Source organism: Candidatus Binataceae bacterium, assembly GCA_035308025.1.
Lineage (GTDB): Bacteria > Desulfobacterota > Binatia > Binatales > Binataceae > JAJPHI01.
Genome location: DATGHL010000053.1, coordinates 60,967 through 79,384 on the forward strand (window position 1 = coordinate 60,967; position 18,418 = coordinate 79,384).

Annotated in this window: 18 protein-coding genes; 11 read left to right on the forward strand and 7 right to left on the reverse strand. The window is 62.0% G+C overall.

The features are described 5' to 3' along the window. Window positions 1–87 precede the first annotated feature (87 nt). On the reverse strand, window positions 88–294 hold the full coding sequence (locus VKS22_16575; GenBank protein HLW72227.1) for a helix-turn-helix domain-containing protein: 207 nt from the start codon (window positions 292–294) through the stop codon (window positions 88–90). Window positions 295–617: 323 nt separating this feature from the next. On the opposite strand from VKS22_16575, the gene VKS22_16580 reads away from it, so the two are divergent. Both VKS22_16580 and VKS22_16585 read left to right on the forward strand, forming a co-directional pair. Then, the gene (locus tag VKS22_16580) at window positions 618–1,325 is read left to right on the forward strand and encodes a DUF72 domain-containing protein (GenBank protein HLW72228.1); all 708 of its coding nucleotides are present in this window, start codon (window positions 618–620) and stop codon (window positions 1,323–1,325) included. An 8-nt stretch (window positions 1,326–1,333) separates the two neighbouring features. Further along, on the forward strand, window positions 1,334–1,957 hold the full coding sequence (locus tag VKS22_16585; protein ID HLW72229.1) for a hypothetical protein: 624 nt from the start codon (window positions 1,334–1,336) through the stop codon (window positions 1,955–1,957). Window positions 1,958–2,025: 68 nt separating this feature from the next. On the opposite strand, the gene VKS22_16590 is transcribed toward VKS22_16585, so the two are convergent. The 4 genes from VKS22_16590 to VKS22_16605 all read right to left on the reverse strand — a co-directional run bounded on the left by VKS22_16590 (window position 2,026) and on the right by VKS22_16605 (window position 5,542). Further along, window positions 2,026–2,370: a polymer-forming cytoskeletal protein gene (locus VKS22_16590; protein HLW72230.1), complete on the reverse strand. Its 345-nt coding sequence runs from the start codon at window positions 2,368–2,370 to the stop codon at window positions 2,026–2,028. Between the two features lie 249 nt (window positions 2,371–2,619). Continuing rightward, window positions 2,620–3,810, reverse strand: coding sequence for an acyl-CoA dehydrogenase family protein (locus tag VKS22_16595; GenBank protein ID HLW72231.1), 1,191 nt, complete (start codon window positions 3,808–3,810; stop codon window positions 2,620–2,622). Window positions 3,811–3,927: 117 nt separating this feature from the next. Next, entirely contained in the window at window positions 3,928–4,716 is a 789-nt protein-coding gene (locus tag VKS22_16600) for an SDR family oxidoreductase (GenBank protein HLW72232.1), read from the reverse strand. Between the two features lie 31 nt (window positions 4,717–4,747). Further along, the gene (locus VKS22_16605) at window positions 4,748–5,542 is read right to left on the reverse strand and encodes an SDR family NAD(P)-dependent oxidoreductase (GenBank protein HLW72233.1); all 795 of its coding nucleotides are present in this window, start codon (window positions 5,540–5,542) and stop codon (window positions 4,748–4,750) included. A gap of 218 nt (window positions 5,543–5,760) precedes the next feature. On the opposite strand from VKS22_16605, the gene VKS22_16610 reads away from it, so the two are divergent. From VKS22_16610 to VKS22_16635, 6 genes are all read left to right on the forward strand, one after another. Further along, complete coding sequence (locus VKS22_16610; protein ID HLW72234.1) at window positions 5,761–6,384, forward strand: DsbA family oxidoreductase; 624 nt, start codon at window positions 5,761–5,763, stop codon at window positions 6,382–6,384. A gap of 5 nt (window positions 6,385–6,389) precedes the next feature. Next, window positions 6,390–6,608: a sulfurtransferase TusA family protein gene (locus VKS22_16615; GenBank protein ID HLW72235.1), complete on the forward strand. Its 219-nt coding sequence runs from the start codon at window positions 6,390–6,392 to the stop codon at window positions 6,606–6,608. 58 nt (window positions 6,609–6,666) lie between these two features. Beyond that, window positions 6,667–7,116 carry a hypothetical protein gene (locus VKS22_16620; GenBank protein ID HLW72236.1) on the forward strand — a complete coding sequence of 150 codons (450 nt, stop codon included), beginning with the start codon at window positions 6,667–6,669 and terminating at the stop codon, window positions 7,114–7,116. Window positions 7,117–7,243: 127 nt separating this feature from the next. Next, window positions 7,244–8,743, forward strand: a complete 1,500-nt coding sequence (locus VKS22_16625) for a circularly permuted type 2 ATP-grasp protein (protein ID HLW72237.1) — start codon at window positions 7,244–7,246, stop codon at window positions 8,741–8,743. Beyond that, complete coding sequence (locus VKS22_16630; GenBank protein ID HLW72238.1) at window positions 8,728–9,669, forward strand: alpha-E domain-containing protein; 942 nt, start codon at window positions 8,728–8,730, stop codon at window positions 9,667–9,669. The genes VKS22_16625 and VKS22_16630 overlap by 16 nt, the downstream gene beginning before the upstream one ends. 141 nt (window positions 9,670–9,810) lie before the next feature. Further along, entirely contained in the window at window positions 9,811–10,731 is a 921-nt protein-coding gene (locus VKS22_16635) for a transglutaminase family protein (protein HLW72239.1), read from the forward strand. Between the two features lie 56 nt (window positions 10,732–10,787). Here the strand turns inward: VKS22_16635 and VKS22_16640 are convergent, their stop codons facing one another. Beyond that, window positions 10,788–12,239, reverse strand: a complete 1,452-nt coding sequence (locus tag VKS22_16640; GenBank protein ID HLW72240.1) for an RNA-directed DNA polymerase — start codon at window positions 12,237–12,239, stop codon at window positions 10,788–10,790. Window positions 12,240–12,532: 293 nt separating this feature from the next. Then, entirely contained in the window at window positions 12,533–15,319 is a 2,787-nt protein-coding gene (locus VKS22_16645) for a vitamin B12-dependent ribonucleotide reductase (protein HLW72241.1), read from the reverse strand. Window positions 15,320–15,656: 337 nt separating this feature from the next. Between VKS22_16645 and VKS22_16650 the strand changes: the two genes are divergently transcribed. The 3 genes from VKS22_16650 to VKS22_16660 all read left to right on the forward strand — a co-directional run bounded on the left by VKS22_16650 (window position 15,657) and on the right by VKS22_16660 (window position 18,412). Further along, window positions 15,657–16,109: a DUF721 domain-containing protein gene (locus VKS22_16650; GenBank protein ID HLW72242.1), complete on the forward strand. Its 453-nt coding sequence runs from the start codon at window positions 15,657–15,659 to the stop codon at window positions 16,107–16,109. A 109-nt stretch (window positions 16,110–16,218) separates the two neighbouring features. Next, on the forward strand, window positions 16,219–16,569 hold the full coding sequence (locus tag VKS22_16655) for a hypothetical protein (protein ID HLW72243.1): 351 nt from the start codon (window positions 16,219–16,221) through the stop codon (window positions 16,567–16,569). Window positions 16,570–16,843: 274 nt separating this feature from the next. Then, complete coding sequence (locus tag VKS22_16660) at window positions 16,844–18,412, forward strand: DUF1800 domain-containing protein (GenBank protein HLW72244.1); 1,569 nt, start codon at window positions 16,844–16,846, stop codon at window positions 18,410–18,412. Window positions 18,413–18,418 lie beyond the last annotated feature (6 nt).

Sequence of the window (18,418 nt, forward strand, 5' to 3'; positions counted from 1 at the left end):
TCTGGTGCGCGCGAACCCGGTAGGCGCGGGTACCGTCTCCCACAACGAGGCGAAGCCGGAAAGTCTCCTCGTCGGGGGCGCGGCCAATTACTGGCTGGCGCGCATCTGCTCGAGTTGCTCGGCGCCCTGCCGCAGCCGCCATTGGTCTATAGCTTCCACGTTGAAGCGCCAGTCACTGCCGATTTTGAAGCCGGGCAGTTGACCCTTCTTGAGCAGCCGGTAAATCGTCGAACGATGGACCCGGAGGTAATCCGACAGCTCACCAACCGTAAGAACCTTGGCATCTACTAGCATAGTCTTCTGATTCCTCTCCTAGATTTCCTAACAAAAGCTAATCAGCAAGTAAACGACCATATCTTGAAACTTGGCGCTGGCTGAATCGCGCTAAGCCGTCAGATAACGTTGACTCCGCCACTGCATATTTTATTCGACACAATTTATCTTTCAAGCCTCCATTGTGGATAACTTTGTCGTTGCTTATCTGTAGGCTGCGGAAACATTTTCGCCAAGAAACCATTCTGAACCTGTTGCCGCCGCCATCGCCCCGCTTGCGTCGCCTGACAATTCTCAGACGAGTCTAATTCTCAGACGCGCACGGGCTTGCTAGGTTACGACTGGTGGCGAGCGAGATCAGGGCCGGCGCGTCCGGTTTCAGCTACAAGGAATGGCTCGGCGGCTTCTATCCGGCGAAGCTGGCCGGGGCAAAGATGCTCGAGTTTTACTCGGCGCGGCTGGCGACCGTCGAGATCAATTACACCTTTCGCGCGATGCCGCGGCGCGCGATGCTAACGGGCTGGGCGGAAAAGACTCCGCCGAATTTCCGCTTCGCACTGAAGGCGCCCCAGCGGATCACCCACTTTGCCCGTCTGCGCGGCAGCCGCGAGACGCTGGACTACTTCATCGAGGTGGCGGGGGCGCTCGGCGAAAAGCTCGGTCCGGTACTTTTTCAATTACCGCCCGATTTGAGCCGCGACGACGCGCTGCTCGACGATTTTATCGCGCAGGTCGGCGGCCGTGTGCGCGCCGCTTTCGAGTTTCGCCATCCCTCATGGTTTGATGAGGAGGTGTTGGCGCTGTTGCGGCGCCGTCAGGTGGCACTGTGTGTAGCAGAAAGTGACAAACTGTCGAGTCCGGTGGCGAGCACCGCGCCGTACGCCTATCTGCGCCTGCGCAAGGAGAGCTACGACGACGCTGCGATGGCCGCCTGGGCCGAGAAGATCCGCGGGCTAACCGTCGGCGCGCGCGAGGCTTACATCTACTTCAAGCATGAGGCGGCGGCGCCCGAACTGGCGGCGAAGATGCAGCTGCTGCTCGCGACGGTTTGAACGCCTCGATGCTCGGGGCCGGCGCCTATCGTTACGAGATTCGCCAGGGCGCGACGGTCGTCGCGGTCGAAGAGGCGCGGGTTGCGCCCAAGGCGATCACGGCGACGCGGCGCGAGGCCGACGGTTTGACGGTGCGAGAGGCCGACGCCACGCTCGATGACGCCGGCAGGATTGAGCGGATCAGCCTGCGCTATGCCAGCAGCCTGTTCCGGCGTGACGCCAGTTATCGGGCGGACGGCGACAGCTTTCGCGGCAACGTCAGCGCGATGGCCGGGCGCAACGAAATCGTGATCAAGCTCGGGCGCTTCGGTGAGATCGACGGCGCCGACCTGACGATCTTTCGCGCCTTGATCCTCGCGCACGTGCGGGAGCGCGGGCAGATTCGCTGGACCGGCCGCGTGGCCGTGATCGATCACAACACGCTGGCCGCCGCGTCGCTCAAGCAAACCTGCCGGCTGGGAGATGCGCGCGGCGCGGCCCTGGGCGTGAGCGTTCCCGGCGACGGCTCACTATGGATCTACGAGGCGCGGATGGGCGATGTCGAGGAGATCGCGGTCGACCGGACTGGCTCCGTCGTCCGCCGGCGCGATAGCCGCGGAAGCGAATCCCGCCTCATCGACTTTAAACCCTAGCGAACCCAAAAAACAGGCAGCCCCACCCGGTTCGCCTTGAACGACGTCCCCGAGGCCGTCGCGCCGCGTCAGGCGGCGGCGCGCTCGCCGGGCATCTTGCAGTCACCCTCGAACTGCGCGCCCTCATTCAAAACGAGGCTCGGCGTCGTAATCGCGCATTTGAGCCGCGCCGTCGGCAGCAATTCGAGCCGCTCACGCACGATGATCTCGCCGCTGACCTGACCGGCCACGGTCAGGCGGGTGGCGGCGATGCGCGCCGTCACGATCGCGCCTTCGGCGATGAGGATTTCGTCGCCGGTAATCTCGCCGTCAACTTCACCCTCGATTTTCGCCGGTGCGCGAAAGTTTAGCTTGCCCGAAATTTTGGCGCCTTTGCCGATGCGCGATTGAAATGATTCGTCGTTTAGCCCCATGTTCCCCCCTTTTAACTACCTTGAGCTGCAAGGGGGGCGGCGGAGTCTGCGAACGCGCAGCGAAGGCAATGACTCCCCTGCTCGCTCCACTTTGTTTCGCTGATGCGCCCCCCCGGTGCTCGCTCCGCGAAGTGTCGCTAACGGCGAATATGCCGCGAAACGGCGGGCGAGGCAATGCCGTCGGCGCAAGGCGTCAAATGGGGAGCACTCTGAGGACGAAGTCGAATGGCCGCGAAATCAAATGCTCGCTTATTTGGCGCTGGCGTCGCGCGCGAGGATCGCGCGGGCCAGCGCGAAGCGATGGACCTCCGACGGCCCGTCGTAGATGCGAAAGGCGCGGATGTCGCGATAGGTGCGCTCGACTACGGTGTCGTCGGTGATGCCCATCCCGCCGAGAATCTGCAACGAACGATCGACGATGCGCCCAGTCGCCTCCGAGCAGAAGACCTTGCACATGCTGGTTTCATTGCGCGCCTGCTCGCCCTGATCGAGCATCCACGCCGCGTGCCAGATCGCGAGGCGGCAGAGCGACAACTCGTTTTCATTATCGGCGAGCATGAAGCCGACCCCCTCATGCTCGCCGATCGGGCGGCCGAAGGCGTGACGGCGCCGCGCATAGTCGGTCGCGATCGCATGACAGCGCCGCGCCGCACCCAGCCAGCGCATGCAGTGCGTCAGCCGCGCCGGACCCAATCGCACTTGCGCGTAGCGGAAGCCCTTGCCGACCGCGCCGAGGATGCGCTCGGGCCCGACCCGCACGTCGTGGAATTCGACCTCGGCGTGGCCGCCCGGTGAATTGCTGTCAATCGTATTGAGCAGGCGCGTGATCTTGAAGCCGGGAGCGTCGGTGTCGGCCAGAAACATGGTGGCGCCGAGATCGCGGCCGTCGGCGTCCTCCGTGCGCGCCATCACGATATTGAGCGTCGCGCCGGGCGCGCCCGTGATGAGCCATTTGCGGCCGTTGATCAGATAGTCGTCGCCGACGCGGCGGGCCGTGGTCTTCATCAGGCTGGGATCGGAGCCGGCGCCGCCGTCCGGTTCGGTCATCGAAAAGATCGTGCGGATTTCACCGCGCGCCAGCGGGCCGAGCCAGCGCGCCTTCTGCTCAGGCGTCGCGACCTTGTCCAGCAGGTTGGTGTTACCTTCGTCGGGAGCCTGGATATTGAGTGCGAGCGGCCCCAGCGGCGACCAGCCCGCAGCCTCGAAGATCACCGCCATCCCGCGATGGTCGAGGCCGAGTCCGCCGTACTCCTTGGGCGCGTGGGGCGAGAGCAGGCCGGCGGCGCGGGCGCGCGCGACCATCTCGAGCCGGAGCGCCTCGGCGGGTCCGTGCGGACCCTGGCGCGGATCGCGTTCGAGCGGCACGATCTCCTCGCGGATGAAGCTCGTGACCTTGCGCTCGAGCTGAACGATTTCGTCAGGTAGTGAAAAATCGATCATTGAGGATGACTCCGATTGGCGATTTGACCGCGCCCGGCGCGCCGGGCGGGCTGTGTCCTGGCGCTACTTTTTGTCTATTTCCTACATTCATGAATCGGCGAAGAGTTCGAATTGAGATTAAACGCGGCAGAGCAGGCCGCCGTCCACCGCGATCGCCTCGCCGGTGACGAAGCCGGAGACCGGCGAAACCAGGTAGAGCAGCGCGCCGGCGATCTCCTCGGGCTTCATCAGCCGGCGGTACGGCAGGTACCTGACCAGCTTTTCATTGAACTCATCGGCCTGCGTTTCGGCGCGATCGGCAACGTCAAGCCATCCGCATTCGATCTGGTTGACGCGGATTCCGCGTCGCGCCCACTCGAGCGCGAGCGCCCGCACCAGATTGCGCACCGCGCCCTTGGCCGCGCAGTAGAGCGTCGCGTTGGGGACGCCGCGCTCGGCCAGCACATTGCTGATGTTGACGATCGTGCCGCCGCCCCGCTGGAGCATCAGGCGCCCGACTTCCTGGCACGCCGTCCAGACGCTCTTGAAGTTGTCCTCGATCACGCGGTCGAAGGCGGAATCGTCGGTGGCCTCAAAGGGCGCGTAGAACGGGTGGTCGAGCGCGGTGACCAGAATGTCGAGGCCGCCCAGCTTCTTGACCGCGAGATCGGCGGTCGCGCTGAGGTCGGCACGGGCGGCGGCGGTCTGCACCTGGTACGGAGCGTTTTTTTGTCCCGCGGCTTCGAGCGCCTTAACGGTATCCTGCAAGGGCTTTTCGGCGCCGGGCTCCTGCGAGGCGAGAAAGACCTTCGCGCCAGCTTCGGCCAGCGTCAGCGCGGCGACGCGGCCCAGCGGATGCTCCGCGCCAATCACCAGCGCACGCTTGTCGGTCAGCGCAAAATCATTGACTCCGGAAGGCAGCGCCATCGCATTCAACTCCGTCGCGCGGGCGCGCGCTTCATTGTGAATCGGCCGGCGCGACGCCGGTCGGCGCGATCCCGCCGGCGAGGCCGCCGCCATCGATCGCGATCAGCTCGCCATTAACGTGATTGGAGGCGTCGGAGGCGAGGAAGACCGCGAGCGGCCCGACATCGTCGTCCACACCGGCGCGGCCGATCGGGATGAACTTGCCGCCCTTGAAAAACTTCATCATGGCCTCGTTGTGGGGAAAGATCCCGGGCACGATGCAGTTGGTCTGGATATTGTAATCGGCGTAGGTCAGCGCGAGCGAGCGGGTCAGCTGGAGGCTCGCGCCCTTCGCGCAGGCATACATATAGTTATGTTTTCCGCCTCGCAGTCCATAGCCGGAGGCGACATTGATAATTTTGCCGCGCTTGCGCACGACCATGTGCGGAATCGCGGCGCGCGCACAGTAGAATTGGCTCGAGAGATTGACGTCGATTCCGGTGCGCCATTCCTCATCGGTAATCTGTTCGAGCCGCTTGCCGAAGGAATCTTCGTCGATGCCGGCGTTATTGACCAGAATATCGATTTGGCCGAACTCGTTGAGCGCCGCGGCGACCATCGCGTTGACCTGCTCCGAGCGCGCGACGTCGGTCGGCTGCACCAGGCAGCGCCGGCCCAGCTTGCGCACCTCCTCGGCGGTCGCTTCGAGCTGGGCGAGCGTGCGCGCCGCGACCACGATGTCGGCGCCGCAGCTCGCGAAGCGCAGCGCCATCGCACGCCCAAGGCCGCGTCCGCCGCCGGTGATAAGCGCGACTTTGTCCTTAAGGCTGAAACTTTCGAGAATCATCGGTTCTTCCCATTAACTCTCATCGGCGTCACGCGGCTCAAGCGCACCGGCGCTCGTGCGTTCCATGCTAATTAACACAGCCGCTACTTCAAAACAGGTAGCACGCCTGGACGGAATCCACGCGACGGAGGGGCGTATCCGTTTACGTGCGACGCGCCGGAAGCGTATATATTTCCTGAGGTCTTTTCCTGGGGTGCTGTCCTGAGGTCTTGCCCTTTATGTCAACCAAAATCGAGATGTTCTCCGATTTCATCTGCCCGTTCTGTTACGTCGGCTTCGCGACGATTCGCCGGCTCAAGCCCGAATTTGATCTTGAGATCGGTTGGCGCGGCTTTCAGATTCATCCGGAGTGGCCGGCCGACGGGATGCCCGCGGCAGACTTTCGCCGCGACCTTAGCCCCGAGGCGCGCCGCGCGATCTGGACGCGAATCGGACAGATGGCCGACGCCGCCGGCATCGCGATGCGGCCGCCCGAAATTCTGACGAACTCGCGGCTCGCGCTCGAGGCCGCGGAGTTTGCGATCGAGCTTGGCAAGGGCGAGGCCTTCGAGGAGCGGGTCTATCGCGCCTACTTCAACGAGGGCCTCAATATCGGGCAACAAGGGGTGCTGGCGGAGCTCGCGTCGGAAGTGGGAATCGAGGCGCAGGCCATGAACGTCGCGCTGGAATCGAACCGTTATACGCTGCGGCTCAAGAACAACGCGATGATTGCGCATCGCCGCAACGTCGATGGCGTGCCGACCTTCTTTATCGGCGAGTATCCACTGGTCGGCGCGCAGAGCGAGGATGTGATGCGGCAGATACTTGGCCGCTACATCGGCAAGCTCGCCGCGGCGAAGTAGCCGGCATGGCGAGCGCGCTTGACCTGCGCGGGATCAAATGTCCGCTTAACTGGGCGCATGCGAAGGTGCGGCTCGAGCGGATGGCGCGGGGCGAGGTGCTTGAGTTGTTGATCGACGATCCGCGCGGCGTTCGCGATATCCCGCGCGCGGCTGAAGCGGAAGGCTATGCTGTAATCGAGGTCGCGCCGCTAGCGGCGACGTGGCGGCTGCGAATCGAGAAGTAGGCGGGCGGCCTCGCGGCGCCGTGACAGCTGACGCTGAACGATGCGAGAGGGGAATCCGATGCTGACGCCCGAACAGAAAAAGAAGCTGCTGGAGCTCTATGCGCGTCAGCACGTTGCGGTGCTGATCACGCAAGGCGATGAATGGACGACCGGCACGATGCAGGCGTTCGCCGAGACCGACGCGCTCGAATTGCTCTTCATCATGGCGGCCAACGCCGAGAAGTACCAAAACGCGCGTAAGCGACCGAATGTCACTGTGATGGTCGATACGCGAGACCAGGGCAAGGTCGAGACCTTCGAGATTACGCGCGCCTCGGTGCAGGGCGTCGCGAGCGAAGTCGCGCGCAACAGTCCGCAATGGGAGACGCTCAAGGCGGTGTTCCTCAAAAAAAATCCGTTCGAGGCGCCCTTCTTCAGCAACGACGGCCTGCGAATGATGCGGATAACGCCCCGGCGCGTTTCCTACGCCAGCGGCCTAAGCGACGTCTTCAAGGCCGAGTTCGACTAGCCCCCGCTCTTCCGCTCAGCACTCTCCTTGCCGCCGGGTCGCCGTCTCGGTCCGAAGGACCCGGCACGCGCATTGCGATTCAGGACCTTGACGCCGATCAGACGCGCACGGGAGTAGTGAAGTCGAAATGGATGCTCAAGCGACTGGCAGCGGACTGCCGAATTTGAAGGCATCGGCGCTGATGCGCGAACTGCCGATGGACGAGATGTTCGAGGTTGGCGGCCGGCCGCGACCGGAATGCGCGCGGGTCGCGAACTATCTGCTGACGCTGGAGGCGCCGCGCCTGGCGGAACTCGGCAATCACGCCCATCAGATGTTTCAGCAGATGGGCGTGACCTTCAATCACTATGGCGACGCCGACGGCGCCGAACGGATTTTTCCCTTCGATCCGGTGCCGCGCATCATCGCAGCGTCGCAATGGGCGCAAATCGAAGCGGGATTGATTCAGCGGGTCCGCGCGCTCAACGCCTTTCTAGCCGACATCTATGGCGAGGCTGCGATTTTGCACGACGGGATTGTGCCGCGCGATCTGATCATCGGCTCACCGCAGTTTCGCCACGCCGCCGCGAGCCTGCAACCGCATGATCGGCCCTTCGTCACGGTGGCTGGAATCGATCTGGTGCGCGGCGCCGACGGCCGCTTCCTAGTGCTCGAAGATAATGCGCGCACGCCGTCAGGCGTTTCATATGTTTTGCAGAATCGCGTGATTATGCTGCGGCTCCTGCCTGAGCTGCTGCGCGCGCTACGTGTTCGCAGTGTCGAACAGTATCCAGCCGATCTGCTGGCCTGTCTGCGCGAGTTGGCGCCCATCGGCATCAGCGATCCGGTCGTCGCGATTCTGACCCCGGGCCCATACAATTCGGCTTTTTTCGAGCACCTCCTACTCTCGCAGCAGATGGGCGTCGAGCTGGTCGAGGGCCGCGATCTCGTCTGCGCCGGCCACAAGCTCTTCATGAAGACGGTGTACGGCCTGCGCCGCGTGCATGTGCTTTACCGGCGGGTGGACGACGACTACCTCGATCCTGTGGTCTTCCGCGCGGATTCCCTGCTCGGGGTGGCCGGGCTGACCGCGACGATTCGCGCCGGCAATGTCGCGATCGCCAACGCGATCGGCACCGGCGTCGCCGACGACAAAGCGGTGTTCGCCTACACGCCGGCGATGATTCGCTACTACCTCGGCGAAGCGCCGCTGCTGCCGATCGTCGAGACGCATCTGCTGCGCGATCCGGAACCGCGCGAACATGTGTTGCGCAATCTCGATCGTTTCGTGATCAAGCCGACCGGCGCTTCGGGCGGCTACGGCGTCGTAATCGGGCCGCAGGCCAGCGCGCTTGAGCTCGCGCAGGTGCGCGAACGGATCATGCGCGATCCCGCGGCCTATATCGCGCAGCCGATGGTGCAGTTGTCCGTCCATCCGACGCTCGCCGCCAGCGGCAGCGGGCCGCCCCGGCTCGAACCGCGCCATGTGGATTTGCGCCCGTTTGTCCTCATGGGCTCGAAGCCTCGGGTTCTGGCCGGCGGCCTCACGCGCGTCGCGCTGCGTGAGGGCTCGCTCATCGTCAACTCCTCGCAGGGCGGCGGCAGCAAGGACACCTGGGTGTTGGAAGACGGATGCTCCGTCGGATAGCCGATCAGCTCTTCTGGGCGGCTCGCTATCTCGAGCGCGCCCAATGGCGCGCCCGCCTGGTCGATGTCAACTACAACCTCTTGCTTGAGGTGCCGCCGCGCGACATCGACGCCTGGGAGCCGCTGCTCGCGATTACCGGCGAGGCCGAGAGCTTCAACGCGCATCACAATCAGGCCGACGAGCGCACAGTCGTCAATTTCTTCGCGCTCGACCCGGCGAATCCGGCCTCGATCCGCAGTTGTATCGAGGCCGCGCGGACCAACCTGCGTTCGATCCGCCATCAGATTTCTTCGGAGCTGTGGCTCGAGGTCAATCGACTGCATCTTGACGCGGCGAACTGGCCGGCCGACGCGTTCGCGCTCGGCGCGCTTAACGCCTTTTTTGCCACCCTGCGCGAGCGCTTCTACACAATCAGCGGCGTGGTGTGGAACACCATGACGCGCGATATCGCCTACGACTTTTTTGAGCTCGGCACGATGCTCGAGTGCGCGGACAACGTCGCCCGCCTGCTCGACGTCAAGTATCACTATCTGTTGCCGCGGCTCGAAGATGTCGGCGGCGCCGCGGACATCCGGCAGTGGGCGGCGCTCTTGCGCAGCGCCTCTTCCCTCGAAGCTTTCCGCAGGATCTATGGCAACGCCTTGCGGGTCGATCGGGTCGTCGATCTTCTACTCTTCAACGGCGCGATTCCGCGCTCGGCCCGCTATTGCGCCGATCGCATCGCCGCGGCGCTCGCGCGGATCGCCGCACTCGACTCCGACGGCAGCGCGCCGCAACTGGGCCAGGAGCGGCTTATCGGCTGGTTGGCCGATAGCTCTGCCGACATTGCGATCACCGGCGGCCTGCACGAATTCCTGCTGGGCTTTCAGAGCGAATGCGCGGCCCTTGCAACGCGAATCGCCGCAGCGTACATGCCTGAAGACTAGTGGAGCGAGGTGGCATTGGCACGAGGGAAACGAGCAGGCGAGTCTTGACTAAGGCCGCGGCTCGCGGACTCGCCCGCCCCCCGGAGCGGCGTCAAGATTCTTGGTCTCGACCCCTCGCCTGAGAGTGCTCGGATTGCCTATATGCGATTTCAGATCAGGCATCAGACGCGATTTGAATACGAGCGCCCGGCTTTCGATTCGCACAACGAAATCCGGCTGCGTCCATGGGACGGCCCGACGCAGCGCTGTCTCAACTTCGAGCTCCGGACCACGCCTGCCGCCCCGATCGTCGCGTACGAGGATTTCTACGGGAATCACGGGCATTCCGTCTCTGTCGACGATCCGCATGACGCGCTGACGATCGTCGCGCAATCGGCGGTCGAGATTAACATGCCGCCGCCGCAGACTTATCCCGAAACCCCCTTCTCACGTTTCCTCGGTGACGACGCCCTCCACACTAACGCCTTTTATGAGTTTCTGGCGCAGAGCCGCTACATCCCTTTCAGCGAGCGGCTGCGCAAGTTCTTCTGGATGGGCGCACGGCCTCAGGGCATGGAGGATGTCACTGAATACGTGATGCGAGTGGTGGCGTACGTGCGTGACCAGTTCGAATATGAAACCACCCGCACCCATGTGCATTCGAGCATTAACGACATCCTCAAGTCGGGCGGCGGCGTCTGTCAGGACTTCGCCCATCTGACGATCGGGTTGCTGCGGCTGGCGGGTGTGCCCGCGCGTTATGTTTCGGGCTATCTCGCGCCTGCGACTCAAGCGCCGGGCGCGATGCTCGGTGGTCAGGCGAGTCATGCGTGGCTCGAAGCCTGGCTGCCCGGACCGGGCTGGAGCGGCTTCGACCCGACCCATGGATGCCGGACCGACGAGCGTCATCTCGGGATGGCGATCGGGCGCGACTATGGCGACGTCCCGCCGATTCGCGGCACCTATCGGAGTCCCGGAGCTAAATCGATCATGCGGGTCGAGCTGAGTATCGCGCGCGCCGACGAACCGGGTTCGGCAGACGGCGCCGCGACTGCGCTCAAGCTCTGCAGCTCGCAACAGTAGAGCATCGATTCGCAGATCACCTTTTTGGTTCCGTAAATTAGAGGCCGGTATACCAGCTAGGCCGCGTTTCTCACCCATTCGACGGTGTATTGGGTCTCAGGATGTTTTTTTCGGATATCATTGAGAAAGCTGTTACGCTGTCGATGCCCTCCAGCGTGTCGCAATGTAGTAATGATTGCCCTGCGAATGTCGGGCTCGCTTTCCGCACTAGCCGCCTGCATCAAAAAGGACTGTTTGATCTTGTCGCTTCGCGCGAGAGCCCTCCATGCCGCAGCTCGGGTCGGCCAGCGTCTCGATTGATCGCTCGCGATTCGCTCGAACTCCTTGGCCTCGTCACCCCCAGTACGCACCTGTGACATTGCCATTAACATGTGGAATGTAAGCGCTTCGAAATGATCTTCGGGCGCCTGCGAAATTAATTTCATACATTCTTCGATTACGCGCTTGGTTGTCTTCGCAACCATCACGTAGGGACCCGCGATCTTGGGGTCGATGTTCATCAAGTCTCGCCGGCAAACCAGGTCGTAGCAACCATGCATATCGTTCCGGTTTTTCAAGTATTTCAATATCCACCGGTACTGGGATAGCTTGATCTCGGGCGAATTCAAAATGTCTTGGTCAAATGCCCGCCTAACACCCCACACACTCAACTCCGGCGAATACGATGCTGCGCCTTCCCAGTACTGGATCTTGGAATCGCGCAGGTTTTCTCTGGCCTCTTCTGGGTCGTCGAAGAGCTTTGTCTTTTCTTCTGATCTCGTGAGACCCAACATGGGCAGCTCTTTATCTAGTAAAGTAACCACAGCCTCACGCAGTGCTCTGGTCTTTGTGAAAATAAGGATATCGTCGCCATAGCGCTTATGATCTGCTCCGGACGCAATAATCGACTGATCCACGGGGGCGAGAAAAAGGTTACCTAATACGGCTGAAGCCTCCGGACCGATTGGCAAGCCGCGCAGTCCGGTTTGGTCTCGCCAGAATTCTAGGGTTCGCAGAAGTCGCCGAACAATTTTGTGGTTACAGCGACACCGCAACAGAAGGTCTTCCAGCAGATCAAAACGAATAGATGGATAAAACTTCGTTACATCTGTTCTGCACATAAACGGGCGAGTGTCGTCGTCAAGGACACTTATTCCCGCTTCCGTGAAGGCCCTCCAGGCCTCTTTGCTCGATCGAAATGTCCAAGCGCTCGCGGCGTCACCAAAGGAAGAAATACGGTAAGAATAGACGCGATCCGAAATTGTTGGATCCGTGACTCGCGCGAGGCGGCCTCCATCAACACGCAACAGGGCGAGGTCCGCTACACTGGCCACCGCCATCACGCGCAGTTTGTTTGGATACTGTGGATGATAATTCGGATACGGAAATAACGTCAGTGTGTTCGGCGTGTATTCCCTTGAAGATGCCCGCTTCGCCAACTGGGACGCGAAGGACTGGGCAAACATCTTATAATCTTCAAAATGGATGACATCAGGAATTTCAAAGAAACCCGAATTGTGAGCTGCCACTGCTTCAATGTTTCTGTGTAATTGTTCTATGTTGAATGTACAATACCTCCGCCTCTCCACCGGCTCGCTATCTCTAAAAGGTACACTTTAGAGGGCCGGGATTGCTCCCGACCCCCTGCCGTCCCCACATCCGCCGCCTCTCCGCCACACACTGCCTAGCGGACTGAGTAATCCGCTACCTAATCAATCGACCCCGGAGAAACTCTTCCACGCCGCCCCAAACCATCATCACCTCTGCCATCCCCGCACCGTCCATCCACTGAGTTTCTCCGGGGTCCCAAAGCTTTCTCACCTCATGAGCATCCGCTGGTTGTGCCGCAGTTGAGGCACTTGTAGCAGGCGCCATTGCGTACCATGATGCAGCCGCAGTCGGGACAGGGCGGCGCGTCGGCCTGATTGATGAACACCTGCCGCAGAGAAGTGTCCTTGCCGTCGATCAGATCGGCGGCGATGCGCGGGCGCACCAATGCAAGTTTGGGTGAGGTGACTTCGCCTTGGTCAGCGCTCGGCGACTGACTAATCACGCCAACCTCATTGCGGGCCTGCTCATCGAGAAATTTCGACGCCATCCAGCGGAACAGGTAATCAACGATCGACTTCGCGTAGGGAATCTGCGGATTTTTGGTAAAGCCCGACGGCTCGAAGCGCATGTGCGCAAATTTATCGACCAGGAACTGGGGCGGCACGCCATATTGCAGCGCGTATGAGATCGCGGTCGCGAACGAATCCATCAGCCCCGAGATGGTCGAGCCCTGCTTCGACATCGAGACGAAAATCTCGCCCGGATTGCCGTCCTCGTACATGCCGACCGTGATGTAACCCTCATGGCCCGCGATATCGAACTTGTGCGTGATCGATTTACGCTCGTCGGCGAGCTTGCGGCGATAGGGCCGGAATTCGTCAGGCGGCGCCGCGGCAGACACCGCCTTGAGCGCGTCATTCGCGACTGTCTCTGCGCGCTTGCCGGTATTGAGCGGCTGCGTGCGCTTGGAGCCGTCGCGATAGATCGCAACCGCCTTCAGCCCGAGCCTCCACGCCATGACATAGGCCTCGGCAACTTCGTCAACGGTCGCTTCCGCCGGCATGTTGATCGTTTTCGAGATCGCGCCCGAGATGAAGGGCTGCACCGCGCCCATCATCTTGAGATGGCCCTGGTAATGGATCGTGCGCGAGCCTGCGCGCGGCTTGAAAGCACAATCGAAGACCGCCTGATGGGCATCGGCCAGATGCGGCGCGCCCTCGATCGTCTCGTGCTCGTCGAGGTACTCGACGATTTCCTGGACCTCACGCGAGTCGTAACCCAGGCGCTTGAGCGCGCGCGGCACGGTCTGATTGACTATTTTGAGCATCCCGCCGCCGACCAGTTTTTTGTACTTGATCAGCGCGATGTCCGGCTCGATGCCGGTCGTATCGCAGTCCATCATGAAGGCGATCGTGCCGGTGGGCGCGATTACGGTGGCCTGCGAGTTGCGATAGCCGGCGCTTGCGCCGAGCTGCAACGCCTCGTCCCACGACTCGCGCGCCGCATGCAGCAGATCGAGCGGCACGTACTCGGGCTTGAGCTGTTCGCGCGCGCAGGCGCGATGGCGCTCGATCACCTTGAGCATCGGCTCGCGATTTATCGCGTAGCCCTCGAAGGGGCCGAGCGCGGCAGCGATCCGCGCCGACTGCGCATAGGCCTCGCCGTTCATCAGCGCGGTGATTGCGGCAGCGTAGCTGCGCCCCTGATCGGAATCATACGGCATCCCGAGCGCCATCAGCGCCGCTCCGAGGTTCGCATAACCGAGTCCGAGTTCGCGAAACAGATGGGCGTTGCGGCCGATCTCATCAGTGGGATAGGACGAGTGATCGACGACGATATCCTGCGCTGTGATCATCACGTCGACCGCGTGCCGGAAGGCTTTCACGTTGAAGTCGCCGCGCTCGTCGATAAACTTGAGCAGGTTGAGCGAGGCGAGATTGCAGGCCGAGTTGTCCAGATGCATGTACTCGCTGCACGGATTCGACGCGTTGATTCGGCCGCTGTTCGGGCAGGTGTGCCAGCCGTTGACGGTGGTATCGAACTGCATCCCGGGGTCGCCGCAGGCCCACGCCGCCTCGGCAATCATCTTGAGCAGATCGCGCGCGCGATAGGTGTCGGCGACTGCGCCGCCCTTGATATAGCGGGTCTGCCACTCGGCGTCCTCGACGATCGCCTTCATGAAATCGTCGGTCACACGCACCGAGTTGTTGGCGTTCTGAAAAAAGACCGAGCCGTAGGCGTCGCCGTCGAGCGAAGAATCGTAACCGGCGTCGATCAGCGCCCAGGCCTTTTTCTCCTCGTCCTGCTTACAGGTGATGAATTTTGCGATATCGGGATGGTCGGCGTTGAGGACGACCATCTTGGCCGCGCGCCGGGTCTTGCCGCCCGACTTGATCACGCCCGCCGACGCGTCCGCCGCCTTCATGAAGGAGAGCGGCCCCGAGGCCGTGCCGCCCGACGACAGCCGCTCGCGGCACGAGCGCAACGCCGAAAGATTGACCCCGGCGCCCGAACCGCCCTTGAAGATCATCCCTTCGTTGCGGTACCAACTCAGGATCGAGTCCATGTTGTCCTCGACCTTGAGGATGAAGCAGGCCGAGCACTGCGGCTTCTCTTCGATGCCGACGTTGAAATAGACCGGGCTGTTGAACGACGCCATCTGGTTGAGCAGGAGCCAGGCAAGCTCGGCCTTGAAGGTGTCGCGATCGGCGTCGGCGGTGAAATAGCTCTGCTTCTCGCCCCAGCCCGTGATCGTATCGACGACGCGGCCGACGAGTTGCCGCACGCTGGTCTCGCGTCTTGGGTCGCCGAGCGGCCCGCGAAAATACTTCGAAACGACGACGTTGGTGGCAGTCTGCGACCACCCGCGCGGCACTTCGACGTTATGTTGCTCGAAGACCGCGCGGCCGTCCTCGCCGGCAATCACGGCCGAGCGGACATCCCAATCGACCTGCGACATCGGATCGACGCCGGCCCGCGTAAAGAAGCGTTGAAGTGTGATCGAGCGTGATTGCGCGTTATTTTTTGCAACCTCTGAGTTTTCCACGATTAACGCCATCGCTCTTTCGCTCCCTTCCCGCCCGTGAAACCACCGCCATGTGTCACTCGGAATTAGTATGGTGCGAAGATTCTGTCAAGAGCGAACCCCTACATATGGTGTTCAAGACGTTGTGAATAACTATATATTAGGTTGTGGATAACTTTCATGCAACCGCCCAAGATGCCCATAAAGGCTGCCTAAAGCCCGCACGAGGCTCAAAGAAGTTGAAGCTTAGGCTATTGTGATCGCTTCAGCGTGCTGCGAATGCATTTCTATGCCGCTAAACTGTGGACAAACCTGCTAAAAGACCATTGGGCCTCTGGAACGATCAAGAGATTGTGAGAAACTACCTGCGATGACAATCGCCTCCAGCCGACGCCGGCCGCCGCAGCAGATTGGCGGCGCTATCCAGGATCTGCTCGCGCGCTTCGATTCCGACGGGCGGTTCGAGATCGTCCGGCTGATTCGCGTTTGGCCCGAAGTTGTCGGCGAGGCGATCGCGCGGCGCACCGAGATCGTCGGACTCAAGTTCCACACTGCGGTAGTGAAGGTATCGGGCGCAATGTGGCTGCAGGAGCTCAACCTGATGAAGCCGCAAATCCTCGACCGCCTGCGCCATCAAATCGACGGCGATGCGATCCGGGACGTGCGCTTCATGCAGGGCCGGCTCAGCCGTCGAGAGCGGCCGCGTCTGCGCGCGGTGCCGCGCAATACCCGGAGATCGATTGAGCTGCCGGGCGTCGCCGATCCTGAGCTGCGGCGCGCCTTTGAGAGTCTGATCGAGGCCTGGGGCCGCTCGCCGCGCTAGCCTGAACGGGGTCGAGCGATTTATTGTGGCGTCTCGATCATTTAGTGTTTATATCAACCGGGCGGGAGATCTGTCTGCGCTGCCACCGACAACGCAAAAGGAGAATGAAATGAACTTGAAACGTCCGATGATTCTGCTCTCGGCAACACTGCTGATGGGAGCGCTGAGCGCGCCGGTCATGGCGCAGGGCGAGCCGCTACAACCGCCGCGGCCGACACACTTCGACAAACACCATAAGTATGCCGATAAGTTCGGTGATTTTCTCGACAGCCATCCCGGGATGGAAGAACAGTTAAACCACGACCCGCGTCTCGTCGATGACCCGGCCTACCTGAAATCCAATCCCGACCTGAAGGCTTATCTGGAGCATCATCCGGGCGTCAGAGAGAAGTTCAAGAGTCATCCCACTCTGTTTCTCCGGCGCGTACATCGGACCCAAGGAACTCCGGCGAAGTATTAGGCTCGCGCGATAGCGTCCGACATAAGTCAGTAAACGTTTAGCCAACGGTCTCCGTCATACCCTTATGGCGGAGACCGTTTGAATAATAGTAAGGAGCTAAAAAAGAATGAACAAACTAGGCGAAGGAAATAAGCGAACAACGAGAGTTTGTTTACTTTGTAAACAATTAGCATCGGGCGGGCAGGCAAAGGGGCAAGCAAAACGGCCTACCTACATAGGTGCGAGTTTAGGTTAGGTGTTACTCCGAGTTACCGACGGCAGGCGGTGAGCCGTCGTGACTCAAACGGCGGCAATGCCGCTGGAGTTGCGGCCGTTGCACGCGCTCAATCGGCTCGCTTTCGGTCCGGCCCCGGGCGATGTCGAGACGGCGAATCGGCTCGGCGTTGAGCGCTGGATCGCGCAACAACTCAATCCGCATGGGCTCCCTGAATCGCCGGAGCTCGAGGAGCAAATCGGCGCGTTAGAGACGCTGCGGATGACGCCGGTCGAGCTGTTTCTGCAATATGGCCCGCCGATGGGCGGCCGCCGCGGACCGAATCAAAAGCCCAATCGCGACCCCGAAGCGCAAAAGCAGGCGCGCCAACAGGCCCGAATTGTCGTCGAGCAGGCGATACGCGCGCGGCTGATGCGCGCCGTCCGCAGTCCGCGGCAACTCCAGGAGGTGATGACCGCCTTCTGGTTCAACCACTTCAACGTCTTTGCCGGCAAGGGCCTATGTTATCTGTGGGTCGGTGCGTACGAAGAGGAGGCGATTCGCCCGCACGTGATGGGCCGCTTTCGCGATCTGCTTGGCGCGACGGCCAAGCATCCGGCGATGCTGTTTTATCTCGACAATTGGCAGAACACCGCGCCCGACTCACCGGGCGCGCGCGGCAAGCTCGAAGGGATCAACGAGAATTACGCCCGCGAGCTGATGGAGCTGCATACGCTGGGCGTCAACGGCGGCTACTCGCAGGCTGATGTCATCGCGCTGGCCCATATTCTTACCGGATGGGGTATCGTGCGCCGCCGGCCACCGCTGGGCGGGGGCGGCTTTCGGCGCCGCTTCGGTGAGCAACCGGGCGCGGTCCGCACGCCCGACGGTTTTTTCTTCGATCCGTCACGTCACGATTTCAGCGACAAGAGTCTGCTCGGAGAATCAATCCGCGGCGGCGGTATCAACGAAGGTGAGCGGGCGCTCGATCTGCTCGCGCGCCATCCGGCGACTGCGCGTCACCTGAGCACGCAGCTCGCGCAGTATTTCGTCGCCGACAATCCACCAGCCCCGTTGATCGATCGGATTGCGCGGAGCTATCTCGCGAATGACGGCGATCTCCGCGTCGTCCTCGAAACGCTGTTCGCCAGCCCGGAATTCTGGGACTCGCGCAGCTACGCGGCAAAATTCAAGACGCCCTATGAATTCGCGATTTCGGCCGTGCGCGCCACCGGTACGCCGGTACGTAACGTGCGGCCCCTGATGAACACGATGGCGGGACTCGGGATGCCGCTCTTCGGCTGCCAGACCCCGGACGGCTACAAGAACACGCAGGAGGCCTGGCTCAATCCGGACGCGATGATGCTGCGGCTGGCCTTCGCGACCGCGCTCGGAGCGGGCCGGCTGCCGCTTAACCGTCCTTTCTCCGACTTCGCCGACGAGCCTGCCGGCGAGGGTGCGGGCGGTGGCATGCGCCGGGTCGCGATGGTTGACCGTGTAGAGAACAAACCCGCGCCGCCTGATCCGGTCGCGCTCGCGATGACCCTCGGCGACCGTTTTTCTCCCCGGACGCAAGCCGCGGTCGAATCGGCGCCCACGGGCTTGCGCGCGCCGCTGCTGCTCGGCAGTCCCGAATTCATGATGCGATAAGGAACC

Bases quoted from the DNA above. Each gene is read 5' to 3' on its own strand.
- VKS22_16575 (HLW72227.1), bottom strand. From the start codon at position 294: ATGCTAGTAGATGCCAAGGTTCTTACGGTTGGTGAGCTGTCGGATTAC.
- VKS22_16585 (HLW72229.1), top strand. From the start codon at position 1,334: ATGCTCGGGGCCGGCGCCTATCGTTACGAGATTCGCCAGGGCGCGACG.
- VKS22_16590 (HLW72230.1), bottom strand. From the start codon at position 2,370: ATGGGGCTAAACGACGAATCATTTCAATCGCGCATCGGCAAAGGCGCC.
- VKS22_16595 (HLW72231.1), bottom strand. From the start codon at position 3,810: ATGATCGATTTTTCACTACCTGACGAAATCGTTCAGCTCGAGCGCAAG.
- VKS22_16600 (HLW72232.1), bottom strand. From the start codon at position 4,716: ATGGCGCTGCCTTCCGGAGTCAATGATTTTGCGCTGACCGACAAGCGT.
- VKS22_16605 (HLW72233.1), bottom strand. From the start codon at position 5,542: ATGATTCTCGAAAGTTTCAGCCTTAAGGACAAAGTCGCGCTTATCACC.
- VKS22_16610 (HLW72234.1), top strand. From the start codon at position 5,761: ATGTCAACCAAAATCGAGATGTTCTCCGATTTCATCTGCCCGTTCTGT.
- VKS22_16615 (HLW72235.1), top strand. From the start codon at position 6,390: ATGGCGAGCGCGCTTGACCTGCGCGGGATCAAATGTCCGCTTAACTGG.
- VKS22_16620 (HLW72236.1), top strand. From the start codon at position 6,667: ATGCTGACGCCCGAACAGAAAAAGAAGCTGCTGGAGCTCTATGCGCGT.
- VKS22_16625 (HLW72237.1), top strand. From the start codon at position 7,244: ATGGATGCTCAAGCGACTGGCAGCGGACTGCCGAATTTGAAGGCATCG.
- VKS22_16630 (HLW72238.1), top strand. From the start codon at position 8,728: ATGCTCCGTCGGATAGCCGATCAGCTCTTCTGGGCGGCTCGCTATCTC.
- VKS22_16635 (HLW72239.1), top strand. From the start codon at position 9,811: ATGCGATTTCAGATCAGGCATCAGACGCGATTTGAATACGAGCGCCCG.
- VKS22_16645 (HLW72241.1), bottom strand. From the start codon at position 15,319: ATGGCGTTAATCGTGGAAAACTCAGAGGTTGCAAAAAATAACGCGCAA.
- VKS22_16650 (HLW72242.1), top strand. From the start codon at position 15,657: ATGACAATCGCCTCCAGCCGACGCCGGCCGCCGCAGCAGATTGGCGGC.
- VKS22_16655 (HLW72243.1), top strand. From the start codon at position 16,219: ATGAACTTGAAACGTCCGATGATTCTGCTCTCGGCAACACTGCTGATG.